Origin of the sequence: Bacillus cereus group sp. RP43, from assembly GCF_040459645.1 — a bacterium.
Classification (GTDB): domain Bacteria; phylum Bacillota; class Bacilli; order Bacillales; family Bacillaceae_G; genus Bacillus_A; species Bacillus_A mycoides_C.
In genome coordinates, this window is the sequence record NZ_JARVHQ010000001.1 from 4,114,210 (window position 1) to 4,138,916 (window position 24,707).

Below are 24,707 nucleotides of genomic sequence, written 5' to 3' on the forward strand. Positions count from 1 at the left end.
ATCACTCCAATTATATGAATTTATTAATTATATACTAGTTGTTATATACAGTTTTGTAAAATTATAGTTTTTCACATCGTATCCATTACTTCTTTAAAATTCCCTTCATTTATGGAATACACCTGAAACTGAATGTAATCTGTTTCATTCGTATTAGGACGAGCATATGGCAAAAGGTTAAATTTAGAAGCAGATCTTCCTAACATATCCGTAACCATAAGGGCGACGTCAATATACTCAAAATCTACACGGAATACTACCGCTTCTCCCGTAAATTCATAATCTTTAATCGCATCATAAGACTTATTTGCACTAATTAACGTCACTTTTAATAGTTGGTTCAAATTTTCTGGTTTGAAATTAATCATTTATACAACTCCTTTTTCGAATAAAACACTACGAAAATAGTGTAATCTTTTACTTTCATAGCCTCACACATTCATTATATTAAAAATAAAGCTAGTTTTTTATAATTTTTTTGATATAATTACTTACGGGAAACGGGAAGAACTTTATCTTCCCTTGTGTTTTTTATTTGCATCTAGTACTTTTGCTAGATGCCTTTTTTTATGCCAAATAAGCTAAAAAAGGTATCCTCAAATACTTTGAGGATACCTTTTCACTTTCATTATCTCTGTTTTTTTCTACCTAATACAAGTAAGCCAAAACTCATCATTACAAGAAGTGCTCCCATATATGGTTCCACAGGCATTTTCTGCCCTGTCTTCGGTAATTCTTTTTCAGGCTTCTCTGGGTTCGTTGTTCCAGGCTTCTCTGGATTCGTTGTTCCAGGTTTCTCTGGATTCGTTGTTCCAGGTTTTTCTGGATCTGTTGTTCCAGGCTTCTCTGGTTCTGTTGTTTCCGGTTTTTCTGGACCTGGTGTTTCAGGCTTCTCTGGTTCTGTTGTTTCCGGTTTTTCTGGACCTGGTGTTTCAGGCTTCTCTGGTTCTGTTGTTTCCGGTTTTTCTGGACCTGGTGGTGCTAAAGGAATCAATTTGTTTAATACTTCTAATTGAACTGAACTTATCATTCCTTTTGTAATTTCAAATGGAATTGGATTAGTTAATTTTTCATATCCTTTTGGTGCTTCTACTTCTACAAGTGTATAGTTACCTACAGATAGATCTGAGACTTTTGCTTTTCCTTCTTTATCTGTTGTTACTCTCGCTACTACTTTACCTTTTTCATCTTGTACTTCAAACACAGCTCCTGATAATATATTCTTGCTTTCAGCAGCCATTTTTGTAATTTCCACTGAACCTTTGTCTAATAGTTCATTCTCTACTTTCAATGATAAAACTTTCGTCATACCTTTTGTAATCTCGAATGATACTGGTTCTGTTAGTTTTTTGTAGCCTGGTAAGCTTTCTACCTCTACTAGTTTGTAACTTCCTACAGATAAATCTGAAACTTTTACTTTTCCTTCTTTATCTGTCGTTACTTTTGTTACTACTTTACCTTTTTCATCTTGTACTTCAAAAGTTACGCCCGCTAATACTGCACCACTTTCTTTGTCCACTTTTGTAATTTCTACTGAGCCTTTATCTAACTGCTCATTCTCCACTTTCAACGATAGGACTTCTGTCATACCTTTTTTAATTTCAAATGATACTGGTTCTGTTAATTTTTTGTATCCTGGTAAGTTTTCTTTCTCTACTAATTTGTACTTACCTACAGATAAATCTGAAATTGTTGCTTTTCCTTCTTTATCTGTCGTTACTTCTGTTACTACTTTGCCTTGCTCATCTTGTACTTCGAAGACTACGCCTTCTAATACTTTTTGGCTATCTTTGTCTACTTTTGTGATTTCTACAGATCCTGTATCAATCATTTCATTTTCGACTTTTAAATCTAGTAATTTTGTCATGCCTTTTTCAATTTGGAAAGTAATCGGATCTACTAGTAACTTATAACCTTTTGGTGCTTTTACTTCGACTAATTTGTATGTGCCAACTGATAAATTAGTAACTTTTACTTTCCCTTCTTTATCTGTCGCTACTTTTGAAACTACGTTTCCTGCTTCATCTTGAATTTCAAATACTGCATCAGCTAAAGCGTCTTTATTTTCTTTGTCTACTTTTGTAATTTCTACATTTCCTGTATCCACTAATTCATTTTCGACAGTTAACTTTAATGCTGTTATTCTACCCTTTTCAATTTCGAATGAAATTGGTTTTTCAAGTGGTTTGTATCCTGCTGGTGTTTCTACTTCTACCAACTCATACTTCCCAATAGATAGATCTGAAACATTTGCCTTTCCAGATTTATCCGTTGTTACTTTCGCTACTACTTTACCTTTTGAATCACGTACTTCAAATACAACACCTTCTAATGGCGCTTTACTATCTTTATCTATTTTTGTAATTTCTACATTCCCCGTATCCACCATTTCATTTTCTACAGTGAACACTAGAGATTTCGTCATACCTTTTTTAATTTCAAACGGTACCGGCTTTTCTAATTTTTTATAGCCTGGTAAGTTCTCTACTTCTACTAGTTTGTACTTTCCTACTGATAAATCTGAAACGTTTGCTTTTCCATCTTTATCTGTCGTTACTTTTGTTACTACTTTTCCAGTTTCATCTTGCACTTCGAAGACTACACCTGCTAACGGTGCCTTATTATCTTTATCTATCTTCGCTATCTCTACATTTCCCGTATCTATCATTTCATTTTCTATTTTTAATGATAGAACTTCTGTCATACCTTTTTTAATCTCGAATGATACTGGTTCTGTTAGTTTTTTATATCCTGGTAAGCTTTCTACCTCTACTAGTTTGTAACTTCCTACAGATAGATCTGAAACTTTTACTTTTCCTTCTTTATCTGTCGTTACTTTCGTTACTACTTTATCTTTTTCATCTTGAATTTCAAAGACTACGCCTGCTAATGTCTTCTGGCTGTCTTTATCTACTTTTGTAATTTCTACTGAACCTTTGTCTACTAGTTCGTTCTCTACTTTCAGTGATAAGACTTCTGTCATACCTTTTGTAATTTCGAACGATACTGGTTTCGCTAGTTTTTTGTATCCTGGTAAACTTTCTACCTCTACTAGCTTATATTTTCCTACTGATAAATCTAAAATTGTTGCTTTTCCATCTTTATCTGTCGTTACTTTCGTTACTACTTTATCTTTTTCATCTTGCACTTCGAAGGTTACGCCTGCCAATGCTGCGCCACTTTCTTTGTCCACTTTTGTAATTTCTACTGAACCTTTATCTACTAGTTCGTTCTCTACTTTCAGTGATAAAACTTTCGTCATACCTTTTTTGATTTCGAACGATACTGGTTTCGCTAGTTTTTTGTAGCCTGGTAAGCTTTCTACCTCTACTAGCTTATATTTCCCTACTGATAAATCTGAAATTGTTGCTTTTCCATCCTTATCTGTTGTTACTTTTGTTACTACTTTATCTTTTTCATCTTGTACTTCGAAGGTTACGCCCGCTAATACTGCGCCACTTTCTTTGTCCACTTTTGTAATTTCTACTGAACCTTTATCTAACAGTTCGTTCTCTACTTTCACCGATAGGACTGTCGTCATACCTTTTTTAATTTCGAACGATACTGGCTCTGTTAGTTTTTTGTATCCCGGTAATCCTGCTTTTTCTACTAATTTGTACTTGCCTACAGATAAGTCTGAGACTTTTGCTTTTCCTTCTTTATCTGTCGTTACTTCTGTTACTACTTTGCCTGCTTCATCTTGTACTTCAAAGACTACGCCTGCTAATGTCTTCTGGCTGTCTTTATCTACTTTTGTAATTTCTACTGAACCTTTGTCTACTAGTTCATTCTCTACTTTCACCGATAGGACTGTCGTCATACCTTTTTTAATTTCGAATGATACTGGTTCTGTTAATTTTTTGTATCCTGGTAAGTTTTCTTTCTCTACTAATTTGTACTTACCTACAGATAAATCTGAAATTGTTGCTTTTCCTTCTTTATCTGTCGTTACTTCTGTTACTACTTTGCCTTGCTCATCTTGTACTTCGAAGACTACGCCTTCTAATACTTTTTGGCTATCTTTGTCTACTTTTGTGATTTCTACTGAACCTTTATCTAATAATTCGTTCTCTACTTTTATTGATAAAACTTCTGTCATACCTTTTTTAATTTCGAATGATACTGGTTTCGCTAGTTTTTTATATCCTGGTAAGCTTTCTACCTCTACTAGCTTATATTTCCCTACGGATAAATCTGAAATTGTTGCTTTTCCATCTTTATCCGTTGTTACTTTTGTTACTACTTTATCTTTTTCATCTTGCACTTCGAAGGTTACGCCCGCTAATACTGCGCCACTTTCTTTGTCCACTTTTGTAATTTCTACTGAACCTTTATCTAATAGTTCGTTCTCTACCTTCAATGATAAAACTTTCGTCATACCTTTTTTGATTTCGAACGATACTGGTTCTGTTAGTTTTTTGTAGCCTGGTAAGCCTGCTTTTTCTACTAATTTGTACTTTCCTACAGATAAGTCTGAGACTTTTGCTTTTCCTTCTTTATCTGTCGTTACTTCTGTTACTACTTTGCCTGCTTCATCTTGTACTTCAAAGACTACGCCTGCTAATGCTTTTTGGCTGTCTTTATCTACTTTTGTAATTTCTACGTTACCCTTGTCTAACATTTCGTTTTCTACTGTTAAAGTAAGAGATTTTGTCATGCCTTTTTCAATTTGGAAAGTAATCGGATCTACTAATTGCTTATATCCTTTTGGTGCTTTTACTTCTACCAACTTGTATGTTCCAACTGATAAATTAGTAACTTGTGCGTGCCCTTTTTTATCTGTCGTTATTTTAGCAACCACTTGTCCTGCTTCATCTTGAATCTCAAATACGGCATCCGCTAAAGCATCTTTATTTTCTTTGTCTACTTTTGTAATTTCTACATTTCCTGAATCCACTAATTCATTTTCGACAGTTAATTGTAATGCTGTTACTCTACCTTTTTCAATTTCGAATGAAATTGGTTTTTCTAGCGGTTTGTATCCTGCTGGTGTTTCTACTTCTACCAACTCATACTTTCCAATAGATAAATCTGAAACATTTGCTTTTCCATCTTTATCCGTTGTTACTTTAGTAACTACTTTCCCTTTTGAATCACGTACTTCAAACACAACACCTTGTAATGGCGCTTTACTATCTTTGTCTATCTTTGTGATCTCTACATCCCCTGTATCTACCATTTCATTTTCTACAGTAAATGTTAAAGACTTCGTCATACCTTTTTTAATTTCAAATGATACTGGTTTTTCTAACTTTTTATAACCAGGTAAACTTTCTACCTCTACTAATTCATACTTTCCTACAGGTAAATCTGAAACATTTGCTTTTCCATCTTTATCTGTCGTTACTTTTTTCACCTCATTGCCCTTTTCATCTTGGACAACAAACGTTACTCCCGCTAACGGTGCCTTATTATCTTTATCTATCTTTGTGATCTCTACATTTCCCGTATCTACCATTTCATTTTCTATTTTTAATGATAGTACCTCAATCATGCCTTTTTTGATTTCAAATGATACTGGCTCTGTTAGTTTCTTATAGCCTGGTAAACTTTCTACTTCTACTAGTTTGTACTTTCCTACTGATAGGTCTGCAACTTTTGCTTTTCCATTTTTATCTGTTGTTAATTTCTTTATTACTTTTCCAGCTTCATCTTGCACTTCGAAGACTACACCTTCTAATGCTTTTTGGCTGTCTTTATCTACTTTTGTAATTTCTACTGAGCCTTTATCTAACTGCTCATTTTCTACTTTCAATGATAAGACTTCTGTCATACCTTTTTTAATTTCGAATGATACTGGCTCTGTTAGTTTTTTGTAACCTGGTAAGCTTTCCGTCTCTACTAATTTGTATTTTCCTACTGATAAGTCTGAGACATTCGCTTTTCCATCTTTATCTGTCGTTACCTTTTTCACCACTTTGCCTTTTTCATCTTGGACTTCGAAGACTACGCCTGCTAATGCTTTTTGGCTGTCTTTATCTACTTTTATAATTTCTACTGAGCCTTTATCTAACTGCTCATTTTCTACTTTCAATGATAAGACTTCTGTCATACCCTTTTTAATTTCAAATGATACTGGCTCTGTTAGTTTTTTGTAACCTGGTAAGCTTTTCGTCTCTACTAATTTGTAATTTCCTACTGATAAGTCTGAGACATTCGCTTTTCCATCTTTATCTGTCGTTACCTTTTTCACCACTTTGCCTTTTTCATCTTGGACTTCAAATTCGACACCCGCTAATACTGCGCCGCTTTCTTTATCCACTTTTGTAATTTCTACTGAGCCTTTGTTTACCATTGCATTTTCTACTGTTATTGGGAATATGCCGTCCCCTGCTACATTTACTTCGAACTCTTTTTCTTTTAATTGGTATCCTTCAGGCGCTTTCGTTTCTTTTAAAATATATTTTCCTGGTGCTAACGGTTTAGAGATTGCCTTACCGTCTTTATCTGTAATAATATGTTCAACTACTACACCGTCTTTTACTACATCAAACTCTGCATTTGCTAATGCTTTACCACCATTTTCCGAATCAATTTTCTTTAATTCAATTTGACCCTTTTGCATGGTATTTTTAATTTCAATTGTCTTTGTTTCTCCAGCTTGAAGTGTAACCTCTACTGGTTCTTTTAATTTTTGATATCCTTCTGGTGCTACTGTTTCATAAACTTTATACGTCCCAGGAGCTAAAGTTTGAGGTACTGAAAAACCGTTTTCGTCCGTTTTCAGTACTGCAACAACCTTATCCGCACTATTTCGAACTTCAAATTCTGCACCTGTTAACCCTTTATTCGGATTCTCAGCATCTATTTTATGAATAGCTACTGTACCGTCTTTTGGAGGTTCAGGCGGTGTAACAGTTACTTCTTTCGATGTTAATTTATTATCATCAAAATGTAACTCTGCTTTATTAGGAATTTTCTTATCTACATAAGAAGATAAGTCTGCATCAGCTTTAATTTTCGCCTTAATATTCAAGTTAATTATCTGGTCTTCATATGACTTATAGTCAAAGCTCTCACCGAACGTAAATGTTACTTCACTTTTTTGTTTATCTATCGTTAGTGTTCCTTTAGAAGTAATATCTTGGCCATTTTGATCATATACTTTTGCCTCTAATACTTCTAAAACATCTTCTAAATCATCACTAATTACCATTGATGTATACTTAGGCGGATCTTTCGGTATATGCGTACCAACTTGATATTGAATAGGTTGTTCCATTTGTGTTAACTGCTGATTCTCTACAAGCTTACCATTCTCATCAACTATATTTTTGTCAATGCTAGGTGGATTATTGTCACCTGAACCGCTTCCTCCCCCACCACTTACAAATACTTGTCCTACTTTTTCTTCAGTTTCAATATTTTTGCCTTCTAATTTCACTGTATTTTTATGAGGCTTTGCAGCAGGATTTGTAATTTTTGTTTTATATCTTAAAATATAACCTTTTGAGCTGTCTGGAAATTCAATTGTAAATCCAGTCTTCGTTGCATTGATTTTAATTTTAGATAAATCTGCTGGCTTAATATTTGTTGCTGCATAACCATCTTCAAATACAGCCTCTTCTAATACTATGCTGTCTGTAATTAACTCATGCCCAGGTCCTAATGTGTCTGTTAATTTAAGATCTTGCATTTCTGTTCCAGTTGCATTTACATATACAAGCCAATCAGCAATAGACGGATCTTCTTGATTGTAAGAACCCCATTTCAATAGATTATCTGTATTGGGCTGCGGCTTCGGTCTTTCTGTCGTATTACTTACATTTACTTCTTTATTTACGATTTGTCCATCAACGTTAAATTCTAATGGGATTTTTTGGACACCATCATATGCTTCTAGAGCAAAATAGAATTCTACGAATAAAGAACCTTTAATATTATTCTTTCCTTCTACATAATCACCCATAGTACACGTCAATAGACCCTTTTTCATCTCACATGTACCAACTATTTTTCCTTCAGCATCTTTTAAAGGAAAATTCATATTCATAAGATCTTTTCGAAATTCTTTTGGCATATCAATTGTGAATTGATCTCCACTTTTTATCTGCTCTTTAGCTGACCACTTCACTTCTACTTTCATACCATCTGAAGCCTGATATGGTTCAGATGTCGTGCCATCAGTACGGGAAATGCTAATATCATCCACTGGACTTTTCATCACAGCAGCTTGAATAACTGGAGCCCACACATTCAGCACTGAAAATAATACTAGAAAAACTAATGAAACCATTGAAATGTGCCTTTTAGTACTTTTTGTTTGCATATTTTCCTCCTTGAATATTATATTTATATAATAAAAAAGATCGTCCGGTTGCATCAAAATGTGCAACCAGACGATCTTAGTAACCAATATATATTACCGTAGACTCTAAGCTTTGCGGCCTATCCTTTCGAATAGTGTGCTAAAAATATTTTCTATTATTTTTTTGTTTCATTTTCCTTTTGAACCAAATATTACTATACCGTCTAGACGGTTATAATTCAACACTCTATACAATTGTTCTATTATTCTAATAAAAAAATAATTCCCCACCAGATTAAATAAACCAATGGGGAATTACTTTTAATTCTATAGTTTATATATTATATTTATAGGAATTATCAATAAGGGCTTGAATCACTTTTTCTCTTAATTCGGGGCTTAGTCTTCCAACCCCTAAACATTCCGAATACCATAACCCATCTGCTGCTAATCTAATAATTGTTGCACAAACTGAATCCATTTCATCATTTTCTATTTTAGTTTGCAATTGCTGAAATGCTTGTTGTAATGGCTCAAGTAGTTCAGGTTTTAGCATTAATGCTGCCATCATACTACTAGACAACTCTTCTGTTCTCCTCTCATTACTTAATCTTTCCTCTACAAAAGAGCGAACCCATCTTCCTTTCCTCTCTGGGTCTTCCTCTACTTTATTGTGAATAGCACCCTCATAATCCGCTACGCCTTTAAGTATCATACCTTCTATTAAAGCTTCTTTATTTGAAAAGTGATACAACAGTCCACCTTTACTTACACCCGCTTCTTTTGCTACTGATTCTAAGGTTAATTTAGCAACCCCTTTATATTGCACAATTTGAGAAGCGGCCGATAAAATTTTTTGCCGTGTTATGCTTGTACTCATTCCTTTTTAAAACCCCATTTCTACTAAAATTATATAAATACATATCTTATTTTTAATATTGTTGAGTACTACTAAGTATTTTCTTTATACAACAAAGGCTTCATTACCTTTGAATTGTTAGTTGCTTCTTCTATTAAAAATTTCTATATCACAATATGATAACATCAAATACACAACGTTGACTATACATCTATACTTTTATATTCATTCCTAATATATCCATTAATATGAAATAACCTTTTAACAAGTTGATTCTCCTCATACATTTAATCTATAATTTAAAAGAATTTATATTTTTAAAAAAATACCTAACTGAGGCAATCAAAATTTTATAAGGATGATTCCATTGAAAAAATTTTCTATTAGCTATTTAACATGCTTACTAGTTTTCTCTGTCGTTGTGAATGTTTTACAGTATACACTAGTTCCAAATTATGCAGATTCATGGGGACCGATTTGGGTATCAATTATTATGTATGTGATTCTTGGAAGTATTCCTGTTCTTATTGGTTGTTTATTGGGGGAGTTTTGCTATAAAAAAATAAAGATAAGTCACGAATTAAAAATCGGAATTCCTTTATTCTTATTATTAGGTTTCTTCTATAATTATTTATTCGGTATATTTATGACTAGAGAACTTTTTATATCTTTTACTCCAATAGGATTTACTGGTTTAGATCTTCCTATTACTTTATCATCTTTATTGTTTTACTTTATAAGACGACGGTAATTCTTTCATCACTAAATAAAAAATGTTATTACTCCCGTTGAATTGAGTAATAACATTTTTTTATTTATAAACTACTTAACAAATTCACTTCACAAAGAACGAATTTATCAAAGTCTTCTATTACTACAATTTTGTGCACATTTAAGAAAAATCAAACCACCTATCCCCTAAAGAATATAGGGAACAGATGGTTTAGATGTTTTATTAGAAAGTAGTACCTTCTTTTTTATAATATTCTTTTGAAATCTCTTCATAAAATGCTGCCGATGTCGCGTAGAAATAAGGTGCTAACCATAAGAAACCGATTCCTACAGTAAGAATACTTAAAATGAACCAGCCAAGGAAACTTAAGCATAGTAAAAAGTAATCCATTTTATGTCCATTCATCATACGACGACTTTCAGTAATTGCTTGATTCGCTGTGTATTCTGGATGATCATTCAAAATAAAATACGTCATAGAATAAGAAAATGATTTAATAATACCTGGAATAATAAGAAGTAATGTCCATAGAATTACGTATACATACATTAGTAAATATGTTAAAAATGCCTTCATAAACTTACTTCCATCGCTAAACCATCTAAATAAATGACCAATACTAGCATTAGTCCCACGAATTACATTTAAAACAAGGTAATAGGCACCCATTGTTAACGGACCGATAATAAGCATTGCAATAATACTTACTGTAAGCGACTCACTTGCTTCTTCCCAACCCCAAAACATCGAGAAAACACCTGTGGTTAGAAGTTCGATAGCTCCAATAAGGATTCCAAGTAATAAGGTTGCCCCTACCGCTAATCCCCATTTTCCTTTTAATGCATCAAGTGCTTCTCTTTTCAACTGACTTATCATATATAACCTCCTAATACTATTTCTACATTAGTATACCATTTATATCAAAAATTCCACTAATTTTCCTGAAACGGAAGTATTATACCTTTTTTCTGATACGTATTGATAAATGTGCGCTATAGTTGTACTAATAGATTAAACTAAAGAAAACCTGGGCCAATTAAAAATTACTTATTTCTTATTTCTATATAACAAAAAAGCCTGCCTTTCATACTAGGCAAGCCTTTTCAGGTTAATTCTCACTTATTCTCTTCTTATACCAATCCAGCATTCTCTCCGCATCTTCTACTCTCGTATGCTCTAGTTTATAATTCGATGATGCACTAGAAAACGTATACGTACATAAATCCGCTCGGCGCTGGAAATATGATTGTGTTTTTTCAATTGATTGGACGTGTCTTCTTCTTACAAGTCCTGTATGTTTCCCAATACTACGATGTATAATCGTAATTTGTTCTCCGTTTACGCCGTAACCATTTGTTTTAAATGTTGCATATCCAAGTGTAAAGATGAGGATAGCAAGTGGTAGTAACGCCCACATGATGTAATACTTTTCAAAGTATATGCTTATCCCAGTAAGCGGGATTGCTAGCATTGCAAAGAAAATGAAACTATCAATTAAATAACGGCGCAAGGCTGCTTTTGGTAATGCAATAATGTTTGTATTCAGTTCATATGGCAATTGTAAATGAGCGAGTAACTCTTGCACACGATCTTTGCGAATAATCGGATGCAGTGTAACTTTTTCTTCTTTTCCCTCACTTTGGATGACTTCTACTTGCACAGCACAATAACCGAACGGTTGGCGTAAAATGCCTTCTTTTATCGTAATCCCTTGAATACGATGCAGTTTTAATACGAGTTCTTTTCTCTCAAGTAACCCTTGGGAAATACGCACTTCATCATTTTTTCGATTTACTGTGAAGTTACCATGCTTTAACGCATAACCGATTGTGGATATAATCCAAGAAATGACAAGCAAAATGGCTACCATGTAAATCCAGCCATATATATCATGGTCCATTACATAGGACTCTACTCTATTTTTGATCCATTTCGGAATGTACTCGTCCACTTGGTTATAAACGAAGAATATTAAAGAGAATAATAATCCAAATTGACCAGATGTAATAGACGCTATTAAAATCTCTTTCCACGTTAATTTGTATTCTGTCGCTTGCTTCTCCTCTGTAATGACTTCTTTTTCTACTACTTCTTCTAACGTTTCTTCTGCTTTCACTTCTGGAGTTGGCTCATTTAGCAAGGAAATAAGCTCCGTCGCCTCTTCTACTGTAATACCAGCTAAGCTAACTTCTGCATCATCGCCTCCGCCAGCTGTTTCAATCTTAATTTTCTTTAAACCGAGCATTTGATATAACACGTTAGAACTTGTGTTTATCGTTTGGACACGTTCTTTATTTAAGTAACTCTCCTTTTTCACAAAGAGCCCTTGTTTAACATGTAATACGTTATTTTCAACCCAATATGTTGTGTAATACCATTTTTCAAACGCTGAAAAAACGGTGAGTAAACCGAATCCAGCGGGAATTAAATACCAAAATGGGAACTTTCCGTTTAAACTAAACATGAAAATAAGTAATGGTATAAAATCTGTTATTTTTAATTCTAATAACATCGTAATGGGATGCTGCCTCTTATACATCCTCATCACTCACTTTCGCTAATTCTGCGATTCTCGTTTTCAGCATTTCTGCTTCATACATCGTTAAGCCTGGAATACTATGAGAAGTTGCTGCCGTTGAAATATGTAATTCTGCTAATCCGTGTCTTCTCATAATTGGCCCTTGTTCAATCGTAACGTGCTGTACACGAATCATCGGTACTAATACACGCTTCACTACGAAAAGACCGTGCTGAATTTCAAGCTCTTCTTCATTTAATTGATAGCTATAATAACGCTGACGTAGTTTCGGAAACGTAAAGTAATCAAACGGCGTATATACAATTGTTAATCCGATGAGCACATAGAAAATCCAAGCCCACCAATTAAACTTAATCATAAAGAAAAGATATGCCAAAATGACTATAATACTAATTCCTAGCTCAATTAAGGAACGCGTTTTCCACACCTTGATCATGTCAGGGTGAATTTCATTTTTCAATGGATCCATGTAACCACTCCAAATCTATTAATCTAATATATGAATACTCTCAAACTATATTTTACATAACTTTACAGAAAATTGAAATTCAATTATCTTTCTTCTCAGGAATAAAATATCCGAACCAAAGTAACCACACGAAACCGATTAATGCAAACCAACCTTTATCCGCTTGAAAAGCTTCAATCATACCTGGAATTTTATAAACGCCAATAAATCCAAGAAAACCGAGCCACCAGTTTTTTTGCATTTTCATCTTTAGTCCTCCTTCATTACGTTTTTCACATTTCGAATCCAAATTTCTTTATACTTTAAATCGAATCCTATTAATATGTAATTACTCATATTATCAATAACGAGCGCTAACGTATGCGCGTTTTCTTCTGTCCCATGTTTTGACACAACACCAAGTTCCACACCTTGCTTTAATAAATCGTGGAATCCATTTAAGAAATCTTCTTGTATTTCAAATAAACGCTTCTGGTACTTTTCATTTCGCGTCGCAGTTACGATGAATTCATTTATAACGCGTAATATGCCTTCTTGACCTCTATACTCCGACAACATATGTAAACCATCTGCGATTAACTTTTCTGCAAAGTTTTCTTTCGTATATTGTTCTTTAACGAAGTAACCCACGAATCGATATTCAGAAAAAATCTCTTCAAATAAAAAATCAACTAGCGCTTCTTTAGACGGAAAATGATAATAAATAGCTGGCTTTGATATGCCTACTTCTTTCGCAATCATTGAAAGACTCATCTTCTCAATGCCGTGCTCTGCCATTAGTTTAAATGATGCATCTACAATGTGCTGCGATGTTTGTAAATTTTTTGTCATACTGTACCTCTTTTATTTTTACTTACCGGTCGGTAAGTAAATTGTAAAATGAAAATGAATAATTTGCAAGTTTTCTTTATTAAAACTACTATATGGTACTTTCTTGATCTACATTATGGATCCGAGCCATATTCCTCAATAATTACTACAGTAATCTTTAATCCATTTAAACCACAAAAAGCACCTTTATGAGTGCTTCTTGTAATCTAATATTTAGGACCCATGTAATCATAACTTTGGTCCAGCGCTTTTAGTAAATCAATCGCACCCTTTAACTCTCTTTTATCAGACTCTAATTCTTCCATCCTTCTTTCGATATCTTTTTTAAAAGATTCTAAATCGCTAATGGCCTTCTTCCCCACTTCAAGTTGCGACCAGCTTGATAAGAGTAAATTATGTACATTACTTACAACTCTTTTATTATGATTTAAGTCTTGAATCATAATAAAAGAGTTGTAAAGCTTGATTCAAAGCTTCTTCATTTAAGTAAATTCTCGGCATCCTAATCTTCTCCCTTAATATTGTTGATCCGTCTTCTTATAATCATCGGCTTTCTTCTCAATAAAATCTGAAATTTCCGTTGCTGTTCGTATGTACCAAAAACTTAAATGCTCTACATGTGCACGTATATTATTTACTTTAGCTTCTACCCGTCTACTTTCAGCCGTTTCTAATAATGTCATCATATTAGAAATTAACCTCGGTACTCTATCTTGAAATTCTTGTGCGTTTCGCTTCATTTCTCTTACGGCTTGTTCTAAATCCTCTACAACTACACGAATCTCTCCCCCGCCTAATAACGCGCCTGGTGAATCATAAACTCTTTCATTCGTGTCTACATTTAACAAGTATTTATTGGATAAAGACCCATTCTCTCCAAACCGGAAGTTCTGATCTGTTTGATAGTGATAACCAGGGCCACTTATCGAATTTAAAAATCGAGTAACATCCATCCCAAGCTTTTGCTGTAATGATAGCTTTGACATTTCTTCTTTCGAAATTGGTGGTGTTACCGCATAAGTAGATCCTATATGACTTTCATATGCACCAAATGGTCCGTAGCCAATTGAATCATTTCCATGAACAACACTTACAATTCTATAATTAAACTCACCCTTATTTGCTCTTTCTTGTAAATCAGGTGGTAACAAATGTTTTGCACTCGGCGCATTCCATGACATACATCTTACATTGTCATTAGATGCCGCTGCATATTCCGCTAAAGCTCCCCCTAACGAATGACCCGTCGTATATATCTCCACATCATCTCTGTCTTTGTATGTATCCGTTACTTGTTTCATGACCCTTTCAGCTTGTTCGAATTGATTGTGTGTTTCCCAGCGCTGATTCTCTTCATTCCAATATTTCTTTGAACCTGCATTCTCAGTCCCTGCTACAGGAGGTGCTGCTGGTTCATGAACACCTTCTCGTAATACAAAATGATTTACATCCGCTTTGGCATCCTTCATACCTTCCCCTGGCTTCATCGGAATGCCTAAAGAGTTTTTCTCTATAATTTTATCCCCTTCTGTACCTCGGAAAGCTACCATAACTTGCTTTTTTCCATCGATAACTCGTTCAAAGGCTACTGCATCCATTCCAGTTTGTTTGTCATGGAATGTTTCTCCTACTTTCCATGTTTGTACCGTACCCTCTTCAGCATTTTTAATGTTAATACTATCTTCTAAATCCTTATCATTTCGATAAGCCTCTTTAGATAAACGGTAAAAAGTTTCATCTGTAATTTTATTATTTTCTTTCAAAATATCCCCTCCTTGTAAAAAATGGTATATTCTAATAACTAGGATAACATCATTGAAGGGAGAAAATGGTTATCAAATTCAAAAAAATTAGTTTTTATTTCCTTTTAATCTTTGTATTTGCTACTTTAGGAGGGTGTACTGTGGATAATAAAAAAGAAGAGCAACTAATAGTAGATAAGGCTACAGAAACAACTATTAAATATTTTAAAGAAAAAGAAAATCTAGATGTAGTGATTACTAAACATAAATTTGCCCCGAAGGACTTTCAAAGTGTTTGGATTTCAGGACATGTGAAAGATGATAAAAATAAAAAATTTTCGGCAGATGTTGAATTCGCTAATGATTATCACATCGGTTCCATTTCCACATCTGAAGGTTTTGATTTAAAACACTAAATCTAATAGTTTCACTTCAACATAACTATTTAAGTTTGCTTCTTTAATTCAGGAGTGTTCCTTATAAGAAAGAAAAACTAAAAAGCACCCAACATCAAAAGAGATGTAAACATAGAAAGGGAACGAAAATCGAAAAGCTACAGCAACCATTGATTATGAAAACAATTACGAAATGGAATCAATTAGTTTAGATCCAGAAAAATAACATTTTGATGAAGCACAATACATACAACTTTAAGAGGATTCAAGTCGGAGAAAGGCACCTTAGGGTGTCTTTTTTACGTAAAATATTTTAGCATATGAAGTTTTTTTCTTAACAAAATGATTTGTATCTGTTTTTAAATCCTTCATACCTTCCCTGGCTTCATTGGAACGCCTAAAGAGATTTTCTCGATAATTCCGTCCCCTTCTGTCCCCTAGAAAGCTACCATAACTTGCTTCTTCCCATTTATATCTCGTTCAAAGGCTACTGCATCCATTCCGGTTTGTTTGTCGTAGAATGTCTCATTTACGCCCCACTCTTGCATTACATTATTGCTACTATCTTTAATATAAACTCTATCTTTAAGTTTCTTATCATTATAATATGCCATATTAGATAATTGATAATATGTACTATCTAAAACTTGATTATTTCCAGTCATCTTTTCTCCTCCTATAAAAAAAATATTATAATAATTAAGATAACATTTTTTGGAGGGTAATTATGGCAAATAAAAACAAAAAAATTAGTTTTTATTTAGTTTTAATTCTTATTCTTACTATATTAGGAGGGTGTACTGTGAAACAAGAACAAGACGAACAACAAATAATTGAAAAGGCCAAAGAAGAAACCATTCAATATTTCAAAAAAACAGAGGGCTTAGATGTATCAATTACTGATCATGAATTTGGACCAAAAGACTTTCAAACTATCTCTATATCAGGCTATGTGACTAATGATAAAACTAAAGAATTTACTGCTTCAGTTGAATACGCAAATAATTATCATATCGGCGCTATTTCAACCACCAAAAATTTAGAGCTTAAAAACTAATAATCCAGGCACTTTAGAGTGCCTTTTCTTTATACTTCACCACACAATGTTCAGTGAATATAAAATTTATTGAAGAGGAATATAACGCAACATTCATGGAGTGATTATTCGTGAAAAAATATGCTATAAGATTATTCTTTATCTTTACACTTATCCTTTTAGGAGGGTGTACTATAGATCAAAAGAATGAGGAACAACAAATCATTGAAAAGGCACAAGAAAGAACCATCCAATACTTCAAAGAAAAACAAGACTTAGATGTAGTAATCACTGATTATAGATTTGGTCCAAGTGATTTACAAGGTATCTTTATCTCCGGCTATATAAAAAATGATGAAAGCAAAACATTTAATATTACAATAGAATACGGTGGAGATGAATATACAATAGGTTCTATCTCTACAAGTGAAAATTTACATTTAAAATAATAAAGAAAAGGCACTCTTTTAAAGTGCCTTTTCTTTATACCCCACCACAATGTTCAGTGGGTATAAAATTTAGGAAAAAGAAATATAACGCAATATTAATGGAGTGATTCTACGTGAAAAAATTTGGTATAAGATTATTCTTTATTTTTACACTTATACTTTTAGGAGGATGTACTATGGAAAATAAACAGGAAAAACAACAAGTAATTGATAAAGCGAAAGAAAAAACTGTTAAATATTTCAAAGAAACAGAGGGCTTAGATGTAACAATTACTGGTCATAAATTTGGACCAAAAGATTTTCAAACTATCCTTATCTCAGGTTATGTAACAAATGACGAAAGTAAAAAGTTTACTGCTTCAGTCCAATACGCTAATGATTATCATATTGGTTCTATTTCAGCGTCTAATAATTTTGATTTTAAACACTAAATCTAATAGTTTCACTTCGAAATAATTATTTAAGTTTGTTTCTTTAATTCAAGAATGTTCCTTATAAGAAATAAAAACTAAAAAGCACCCACTATCAGAAAAAGTGAGTGCTTTTTTTGCTTCTAGGAGTACGCCAGTAAAGTGGATATAAACATAGGCACGCAAAATAGAAAGCCCCGGTTATATTTAACAGCCAGTGCTTTCTATTTTCTGTATTCTCATAAATGTTAGTGTTTCATCTATATTTCCAACTCGTATGCGCGGGCGCTCTCTCACAAACATAAATCATTATTGATCATCCACAATAATATATGCTGTTCTAATTGGCCCGTGTACACCTACGACAAGGTTCATTTCAATATCTGCGCTATTTGACGGACCAGAAACGAAGTTCACACAAGCCGACAGGTTTTCTCCCGCTTTACTTTGATCATGAATCAGTTTTGTAGCTTGGGTTAACCTTGGTACGATCGTACTTTTAGGAACGATTGCAATATATGACTCTGGAAGCAAACTAACATGCCTTCCTTTTAACCCATCATTAAATAACACAACGGTTCCTGATTCCGCTAGAGTCATATCACTGAACGTAATGCCAAGATCAGCAGCTTTCGCAAATTTTATGTCCTCTTCTTTATCATCTAATCCCCATGCACGAAAATGTGTTGTACCTTCATTTTTGAAAAATGGAGTAAGACCATACTCATTAAAGCGCCCATCATTCGCATACATAGCAGATTTGATATTCCAATCTTTTATAAAAGACCCCAATGTTTCAACAAGATTTTCCTTTGTTGTTCGCTTTACTTCTGTATGAATGACTTCGCAGTGTTCTATTAACTTTAATACAAGTTCGTCTTGCGAAAGTCCGTCAAAAACAGTCCACTGCGGTGAAACAGACCATTTCGGTTTTTTCACTGCTTCTGGACGTTTCCTACCAAGTTTTTCTGATAATTGGAGTAAAAATTCATCACGATTTTGGATGGCCATCATTGTTCTCCTTTTCGTGTTTTTTAAACCACTCTCGAAACGGTTGTTTTTTCGGAACCGGAAAATCTCTCGCATCCGTCCAATCTTTTAACGGCCCAATGCCGCGCTCGATTTTATCTCCTTTTGCGAGAGGTTTTAATGCATACGGAGCGCTCTTCGCAGCAAAAGAAAATAATCTAGGACTCTTCACCACTTTTTCAAAACCTTTCATAGCTACGTTCCAAGCTACAGGCGATTGTTTTTCTTCTACGATGCGGCTGCGATGTTTAATTAATAAGTCGTGTAACGGGATTTTCACTGGACACGCTTCTGTACAAGCTCCACAAAGGCTAGATGCATAAGGTAAATCCTTATATTCATCATATCCCCCTAAAAGCGGTGTTAACACAGCTCCAATCGGTCCTGGATAAATAGAGCCGTATGCATGTCCACCAATATGCCTGTATACAGGACACACATTAATACATGCCGCGCAACGAATGCACTGAAGGACACTTTGGAATTCTGTTCCTACAATATCGGAACGACCATTATCAACAATGACTAAATGGAATTCCTCAGGTCCATCTGTTCCGCCGGGCTCTGTTAACCCTGTAATATAACTTGTTAACTTTTGTCCTACAGAACTTCGGCATAGAAGTGTGACTAAAACATCAAGCTCTTCCCACGTTGGAACAATACGTTCCATCCCCATAACTGTAATCAACGTTTTCGGAAGTGTCGTAGTAAGTCTTGCATTTCCTTCGTTTGCTACGATAGAAATTGACCCCGACTCTGCAACAGCAAAGTTACATCCAGTCACCCCTATATCCGCTGCAAAAAAATCATCACGTATATACGATCTTACAAACCTCGCCATTTCCGTAGGATCAGATGTTCCGGTATACTCTAACTTTGTTTTAAATATTTCACAAATGTGTTCTTTATCTTTGTGAAGACACGGAACAACAATGTGTGATGGAGGATCGTGGTCGTTCACTTGTAGAATAAATTCAGCAAGATCTGTTTCTAACACTTCCGCTCCAGCTTCTTCAATTGCTTCATTTAAACTAATCTCTTCCGTTACCATAGATTTTGATTTCACAATTTTTTTCGCGTTTTTCTTTTTTACAATCTCTTTTACATATTCCCTTGCGTCTTCTGCAGTTTTTGCGAAATAAACAAAACCACCGTTTTTCTCAATATTTTCACTCAGCTCATATAAATAATAATCAAGGTTTTCTAATGTATGCTTTCGAATTTCTTCTCCTAAAGCTCGCCATTCCTCCCAATTCCCAAGACTCTCAGTAGCTTTTAATTTCTTGACTCTAAGACCATCTTGCGCTTTCCTGACAGCCTGTCGCATAAATTGATCCCCAATGCCTGTTTCAGTACGCTTATGAAAGGGATCGTTCCCAATTTTCATTCCCATCTCTATATCCCCCTCTTATTTTCGATCTTCATTTAATACTTGAGCAATATGTTTTACATCAATTGGATAACCATTACGTGTTAAACGTCCTTTTATATTCATTAAGCAGCTACAATCCATCCCAATTAACACTTCCGCACCGGTTTCCATAATATGCTTTACTTTTTCCTCAACCATTTGCTCAGAAATTTCTGGCATTTTCACTGAGAATGTACCCCCAAATCCGCAGCAATCATAATTATGCGGCAGTGAAACAACTTCCAGTCCCTTTACACATTTTAATAATTTTTGCGGCGGTTCCTTAATCCCCATTAATCGGCTCATATGACAAGATGTATGAACCGTTGCTTTTTTATGAAGCTCCGCACCTAAATCTTCTTTTCCTAATACTTCAACAAGAAATTGTGTGAATTCATATGTTTTATTTCCAAGTTCAGTAGCTTTTTTCTTCCAATCCGCTTCACTTTCAGAAAATAAGCTAGAAAACTCGTGAACCATCATAGCGCAAGACCCCGATGGTGCCACAACATATTCTGAACTAGCAAAGGCTTCAATCATATGTTTTGCAGCTGTTTTTGTTTCTTTAACATACCCGCTATTATAAGCAGGTTGTCCGCAGCAAGTTTGAGTTTTAGGAAAATCAACTTCACATCCTAAATCTTCAAGAATTTCCACAACATCTCTTCCTACTTCTGGATAAAAAACATCTGCAACACAAGTAATAAATATTGATACTTTCATATTTTGCACCCCTAAATACAGTAAAGTAAGCTCAAGCAACTTTATAACCAAATCTACTTTATCTGTATATTATTGGTAAAAAATTAAAAAATATGAATAAAAATAGCAAAAAGCATCCTAAATTACATATTTAGGATGCTTTCTTTTTAATTTCTATTCAGCAATCGCATACGATAACAATTCATCGTCACTTCCCCAAGCCTTTGCAATAATTGATAATTCGCATATGCTCCGACCGGGGCACCGATGATTGGAACGAGTTGAAGCATTTTTGCTAAATCGATATAGTCTCGGTACTCTGTTTGGAACTTTTCCCAGTCCATATGATTTTCTTCTTCTGTATCCCAAGTTTCAATTGCTTTCCATATTTCTTTTCTATGATCATCACTCGAAAAAGCAAGCTGGAAAACGTGAAGAATAAAAAGACGCTCTTCTTTTTTACTCGTATCAAATCCGTATAATGTCGCTGCATCAAATAAAAATTTTATTTTAATAGTAAGTAATAACGGAAAATCGGCAAGACCGAGGAGAATACCACCTGCTCCCGTTCCGGCTCCTTCTGCCGCTGCGACTTTTTTGTACTCATCCATTTTTTTACGTACTTCATCGTCTCTTCTTTGCAGTGACCAGTTCGTTTCTTTTAGCTTCGGTTTTATGAAGTTTGATCCAGCACTAATTGTTTGTACCATCATCCGAATCGTTTCTGTTAGTAACTTTTGCACTTTCGCCGGAATGAGCTGTTGTACTTTCACCTGCACTTTTTTAGAGAACCGTGTCATCATAGAAGAATCTTTCATGAATGTAGCTTTCCACTGCTCCAATTCTTTTATAACCTTCTCTTCATATGTAATCATAGGTTCATTCCTTTCAGTTTAAACGCTCAATGCGCTTCGCACCGTATTGATAAACGAAACCAATACTAAATAATATGCTTACGACAAATAAAATGCCGGTCATAATGAAATCTTTCGTCGCAAGTGCAAATAAAATTGTAAATACAGCACTACCGATGATAAGAATCGCATTTAATAAAGTAAGAAAATCTTTCTTCTTCTCATCTCCCCCTACCGGATATAAATCAAGCCAGATTTTCATACGGTGATGTTTCCAAAGGGTTAATAGCTGGTAACCGATTAAGTATAAGAAAACAAGGCTTACGATAAAGCGTCCATATAAAAATGGGATAAAGTAAAGAATGACTCCTCCAAGAACGAGTAAACGCATATATAAGCCGAAATAGTTACCTGATCTTAAAAACGTTCTCGTATATAAGTATAAATATGTACGTTTCTCACCGATCATCGAAAGGATGAAATCAAGCCATTTCCTACGTGATACTCTCTCTTTTAACGCCGGTACATCAACGAACATATTCGCAATGCGGTACAGCAGCATCATTTTTTTACCTTCTTCAGAAATTAAATACTCCCAGTTCAGCGGCTTCCCTTTCACCCTTTGATGCATAACAGCAAGGTATAGCGCCATTAAAAAGACAATTACACCGGTAAAAATGACTGAAGTACGTTCTACAAGGAAGTACACAAATAAGCCGTTTAAGATAAAACGAATGAACCAATCTGCTTTTTGAACGCTTTGATCTGTTAAAAATGATTTTTCCCACGCTACGAATAAATTCCACGCCTTTACAATGACAAGCGCGATTACAATCCATATGTAATTTGCTCCTGTTTGTTTCATTTGCTGGAAATATAACGGAGCAAGCGAAGCTGCTACCATTGCGATTATGTATAACTGAATCATAAACGTAAAGAGAAATGCCTTTGTAAAGTAAGGCTTTAACTTTTCTTCAACTGGTAGTAAATAAACGAGGTCTGCTTCTTTTAATAACGTTTGGATTGATCCAGCTGTTAATACGAGGCCAAGTAAGACTGCCATAACAATCGCTGTCGGAAACGAAGGTGTTAACGTTTGTAACCATTGCTGGTAATAATACGCCCCTGCACCGATGATAAATACGAAAATAAATTTCAAATGATCATTAAATACGTATTTACTATATGTACGAACTTCTTTTAGAAAGTGCCGAAATCGTTCTTTCCATAACGCTGTGCTATTCATAATCTTCTTCCTTTGTTAACGCAATGTAAATATCATCTAACGTTGCACCAGGCATATTAAATTGTGATTGGAGCTCTGATAGTGTTCCCATCGCTCTCACTTCACCTTGATGCAAAATGATGAATGAATCACAATAGCGCTCTGCTGTCGCTAAAATATGTGTACTCATTAAAATGCCCGCACCACTCTTTTTCATTTGATCCATCATTTGAAGAAGTGATTGAATCGCTAACGGATCAAGCCCAACGAAAGGTTCGTCCACAATGTAAAGTGACGGTTCAACTAAAAATGCACTCATAATCATTACTTTTTGTTTCATCCCTTTTGAGAAATGAGACGGAAACCATTTCAAGCGATTTTTCATGCGGAACTCTTGTAATAGTTGTCCTACACGTTCTTCATATTGTTTTTCATCTACACCGTACGCCATCGCTGTTAATTTCAAATGCTCTTCTAACGTTAATTCATCATATAATACTGGCGTTTCTGGAATGAAGGAGAAACTAGAACGGTACGCTGTCATATCATCACGAATTGTTTTCCCGTTAATTGTGACAGTTCCTTTTTTCGGTTCCATTAAACCGATGATATGTTTAATTGTCGTACTCTTTCCGGCTCCATTTAAACCGATTAAGCCGACAAGTTCGCCTTTATTAACAGAGAACGAAACATTTTGCAGTACAGGTCGTTTCGTATATCCTCCTGTAACATTTTCTACACGCAATAACTCGCTCATACGACACCACTTTCTTCATTAGTATTCATTCTACATTCATCTTACCAAAAATGGCGCTGTACTACATAGTATCGATGTCTTAAAAAAAAATTTAAATTTCTTGGCATATATTTTTACGAAAGCGGACATCATAATTAGTGAAGAAGGAACACATTGAAAAAGCAACCACCAATTGATGAGTACAACAACATAGTGAAGTCATCATGAAATGGGGTGTCCAAGTTGGACAATGAAATTTACACATAACCAGATAATTTGTTTCATTTTCGAAACGGGGTGTCTCCGAAAGAGCATATACTGTTTTAAAAAATAAACAATTTCATTTTAAAAAAAGATTGCAATTCATTTCACTTGAAAATGGGGTGTCTACGGCAGAAACTTTAGCCGATTTACCGTGCATTTCTTAAATAAATGAGGTGTCTGCGAACCGTAAATTATAAAAAATGCTTTTTCAATCCATCTTCAGAAAACAGGAAGCTGAGTCAGCTTCCTGTTTTTCGTGTTTGTTCTCCTATGTAATTATGGTAAAATACGGCTAAGACTATTTGAAAGGATGAGATCGATGAATCATACAGCGGACAATTGTATTTTTTGTAAAATCATTGACGGGCAAATCCCTTGCTCAAAAGTATACGAAGATGAGCATGTACTTGCATTTTTAGATATTAGTCAAGTAACAAAAGGACATACTCTTGTTATTCCGAAAGTACACAAACAAGACATTTTTGCGTTAACGCCAGAAATCGCATCACATATTTTTGCTGTCGTTCCAAAAATCGCAAATGCAATGAAAGCAGAATTTAATCCAGTTGGCTTCAACTTGCTTAACAATAACGGCGAGAAAGCTGGACAAACTGTATTCCACTTCCACCTTCATTTAATTCCACGCTACGGTGAAAACGATGGTTTCGGTGCTGTTTGGAAATCACACCAAAATGAATATACAATGGAAAATTTACAAAACATCGCAAGTACAATTGCAAATAGTGTGAAATAGTGCCACTATAATAAGAAGTAA

At 34.5% G+C, this 24,707-nt stretch carries 21 protein-coding genes, 2 pseudogenes and 1 riboswitch; of the genes and pseudogenes, 6 read left to right on the top strand and 17 right to left on the bottom strand.

The genetic code is table 11. From position 1 onward, the window contains the following. Positions 1 to 71: 71 nt before the first annotated feature. The 3 genes from QCI75_RS21475 to QCI75_RS21485 form a co-directional block, all read right to left on the bottom strand. Positions 72 to 368: a protoporphyrinogen oxidase gene (locus QCI75_RS21475; RefSeq protein ID WP_144506599.1), complete on the bottom strand. Its 297-nt coding sequence runs from the start codon at positions 366 to 368 to the stop codon at positions 72 to 74. Positions 369 to 628: 260 nt separating this feature from the next. After that, positions 629 to 8,269: a SpaA isopeptide-forming pilin-related protein gene (locus tag QCI75_RS21480; RefSeq protein WP_353761130.1), complete on the bottom strand. Its 7,641-nt coding sequence runs from the start codon at positions 8,267 to 8,269 to the stop codon at positions 629 to 631. A 58-nt stretch (positions 8,270 to 8,327) separates the two neighbouring features. Beyond that, positions 8,328 to 8,420: riboswitch (cyclic di-GMP riboswitch) on the bottom strand. Positions 8,421 to 8,582: 162 nt separating this feature from the next. After that, positions 8,583 to 9,128 carry a TetR/AcrR family transcriptional regulator gene (locus QCI75_RS21485; protein WP_353761131.1) on the bottom strand — a complete coding sequence of 182 codons (546 nt, stop codon included), beginning with the start codon at positions 9,126 to 9,128 and terminating at the stop codon, positions 8,583 to 8,585. A 346-nt stretch (positions 9,129 to 9,474) separates the two neighbouring features. Here QCI75_RS21485 and QCI75_RS21490 point away from each other — a divergent pair, with 346 nt between their 5' ends. Then, positions 9,475 to 9,858: a hypothetical protein gene (locus QCI75_RS21490; protein ID WP_144505620.1), complete on the top strand. Its 384-nt coding sequence runs from the start codon at positions 9,475 to 9,477 to the stop codon at positions 9,856 to 9,858. Between the two features lie 204 nt (positions 9,859 to 10,062). Here the strand turns inward: QCI75_RS21490 and QCI75_RS21495 are convergent, their stop codons facing one another. The 7 genes and pseudogenes from QCI75_RS21495 to QCI75_RS21525 all read right to left on the bottom strand — a co-directional run bounded on the left by QCI75_RS21495 (position 10,063) and on the right by QCI75_RS21525 (position 15,442). Continuing rightward, positions 10,063 to 10,716, bottom strand: a complete 654-nt coding sequence (locus tag QCI75_RS21495; RefSeq protein ID WP_144505619.1) for a DUF975 family protein — start codon at positions 10,714 to 10,716, stop codon at positions 10,063 to 10,065. A gap of 232 nt (positions 10,717 to 10,948) precedes the next feature. Beyond that, a complete protein-coding gene (locus QCI75_RS21500) occupies positions 10,949 to 12,379 on the bottom strand; it encodes a PH domain-containing protein (RefSeq protein ID WP_144505618.1) in 1,431 nt (476 codons plus the stop codon). Next, on the bottom strand, positions 12,372 to 12,848 hold the full coding sequence (locus tag QCI75_RS21505; protein WP_144505617.1) for a PH domain-containing protein: 477 nt from the start codon (positions 12,846 to 12,848) through the stop codon (positions 12,372 to 12,374). Before QCI75_RS21505 ends, QCI75_RS21500 begins: the two co-directional genes overlap by 8 nt. A 79-nt stretch (positions 12,849 to 12,927) precedes the next feature. Next, the gene (locus tag QCI75_RS21510) at positions 12,928 to 13,095 is read right to left on the bottom strand and encodes a hypothetical protein (protein WP_180235384.1); all 168 of its coding nucleotides are present in this window, start codon (positions 13,093 to 13,095) and stop codon (positions 12,928 to 12,930) included. Between the two features lie 2 nt (positions 13,096 to 13,097). Further along, positions 13,098 to 13,679, bottom strand: a complete 582-nt coding sequence (locus QCI75_RS21515; protein ID WP_144505616.1) for a TetR/AcrR family transcriptional regulator — start codon at positions 13,677 to 13,679, stop codon at positions 13,098 to 13,100. Positions 13,680 to 13,885: 206 nt separating this feature from the next. After that, a pseudogene (locus tag QCI75_RS21520) lies at positions 13,886 to 14,180 on the bottom strand (hypothetical protein). 14 nt (positions 14,181 to 14,194) lie between these two features. Next, the gene (locus tag QCI75_RS21525; protein WP_353761132.1) at positions 14,195 to 15,442 is read right to left on the bottom strand and encodes a lipase family protein; all 1,248 of its coding nucleotides are present in this window, start codon (positions 15,440 to 15,442) and stop codon (positions 14,195 to 14,197) included. Between the two features lie 65 nt (positions 15,443 to 15,507). Here QCI75_RS21525 and QCI75_RS21530 point away from each other — a divergent pair, with 65 nt between their 5' ends. Continuing rightward, entirely contained in the window at positions 15,508 to 15,837 is a 330-nt protein-coding gene (locus tag QCI75_RS21530) for a DUF1433 domain-containing protein (RefSeq protein WP_144505614.1), read from the top strand. A 306-nt stretch (positions 15,838 to 16,143) separates the two neighbouring features. Here QCI75_RS21530 and QCI75_RS21535 read toward each other — a convergent pair. Continuing rightward, a pseudogene (locus tag QCI75_RS21535) lies at positions 16,144 to 16,481 on the bottom strand (lipase family protein); the annotation flags it as partial. Positions 16,482 to 16,543: 62 nt separating this feature from the next. Here QCI75_RS21535 and QCI75_RS21540 point away from each other — a divergent pair. The 3 genes from QCI75_RS21540 (at position 16,544) to QCI75_RS21550 (ending at position 17,732) form a co-directional block, all read left to right on the top strand. Continuing rightward, positions 16,544 to 16,873: a DUF1433 domain-containing protein gene (locus QCI75_RS21540; protein ID WP_002188639.1), complete on the top strand. Its 330-nt coding sequence runs from the start codon at positions 16,544 to 16,546 to the stop codon at positions 16,871 to 16,873. 110 nt (positions 16,874 to 16,983) lie between these two features. Beyond that, a complete protein-coding gene (locus QCI75_RS21545) occupies positions 16,984 to 17,301 on the top strand; it encodes a hypothetical protein (RefSeq protein ID WP_353761133.1) in 318 nt (105 codons plus the stop codon). Between the two features lie 113 nt (positions 17,302 to 17,414). Beyond that, positions 17,415 to 17,732 (top strand): DUF1433 domain-containing protein, encoded by a 318-nt coding sequence (locus QCI75_RS21550; RefSeq protein ID WP_353761134.1) that lies wholly within the window; start codon positions 17,415 to 17,417, stop codon positions 17,730 to 17,732. A 288-nt stretch (positions 17,733 to 18,020) separates the two neighbouring features. Here the strand turns inward: QCI75_RS21550 and QCI75_RS21555 are convergent, their stop codons facing one another. From QCI75_RS21555 to ecsA, 6 genes are all read right to left on the bottom strand, one after another. Further along, positions 18,021 to 18,722 carry a LutC/YkgG family protein gene (locus QCI75_RS21555; RefSeq protein ID WP_353761135.1) on the bottom strand — a complete coding sequence of 234 codons (702 nt, stop codon included), beginning with the start codon at positions 18,720 to 18,722 and terminating at the stop codon, positions 18,021 to 18,023. Beyond that, positions 18,703 to 20,133: a LutB/LldF family L-lactate oxidation iron-sulfur protein gene (locus QCI75_RS21560; protein ID WP_353761136.1), complete on the bottom strand. Its 1,431-nt coding sequence runs from the start codon at positions 20,131 to 20,133 to the stop codon at positions 18,703 to 18,705. Before QCI75_RS21560 ends, QCI75_RS21555 begins: the two co-directional genes overlap by 20 nt. Before the next feature lie 15 nt (positions 20,134 to 20,148). Next, on the bottom strand, positions 20,149 to 20,874 hold the full coding sequence (locus QCI75_RS21565) for a (Fe-S)-binding protein (RefSeq protein WP_353761137.1): 726 nt from the start codon (positions 20,872 to 20,874) through the stop codon (positions 20,149 to 20,151). A 146-nt stretch (positions 20,875 to 21,020) separates the two neighbouring features. Further along, on the bottom strand, positions 21,021 to 21,728 hold the full coding sequence (ecsC, locus tag QCI75_RS21570) for an ecs operon protein EcsC (protein WP_353761138.1): 708 nt from the start codon (positions 21,726 to 21,728) through the stop codon (positions 21,021 to 21,023). Positions 21,729 to 21,741: 13 nt separating this feature from the next. Next, positions 21,742 to 22,953 (bottom strand): ABC transporter permease, encoded by a 1,212-nt coding sequence (locus QCI75_RS21575; protein WP_353761139.1) that lies wholly within the window; start codon positions 22,951 to 22,953, stop codon positions 21,742 to 21,744. Continuing rightward, positions 22,946 to 23,689: an ABC transporter ATP-binding protein EcsA gene (gene ecsA / locus QCI75_RS21580; RefSeq protein WP_105586545.1), complete on the bottom strand. Its 744-nt coding sequence runs from the start codon at positions 23,687 to 23,689 to the stop codon at positions 22,946 to 22,948. The genes QCI75_RS21575 and ecsA overlap by 8 nt, the downstream gene beginning before the upstream one ends. A 562-nt stretch (positions 23,690 to 24,251) precedes the next feature. Between ecsA and QCI75_RS21585 the strand changes: the two genes are divergently transcribed. Then, on the top strand, positions 24,252 to 24,686 hold the full coding sequence (locus QCI75_RS21585) for an HIT family protein (protein WP_001016832.1): 435 nt from the start codon (positions 24,252 to 24,254) through the stop codon (positions 24,684 to 24,686). Positions 24,687 to 24,707 lie beyond the last annotated feature (21 nt).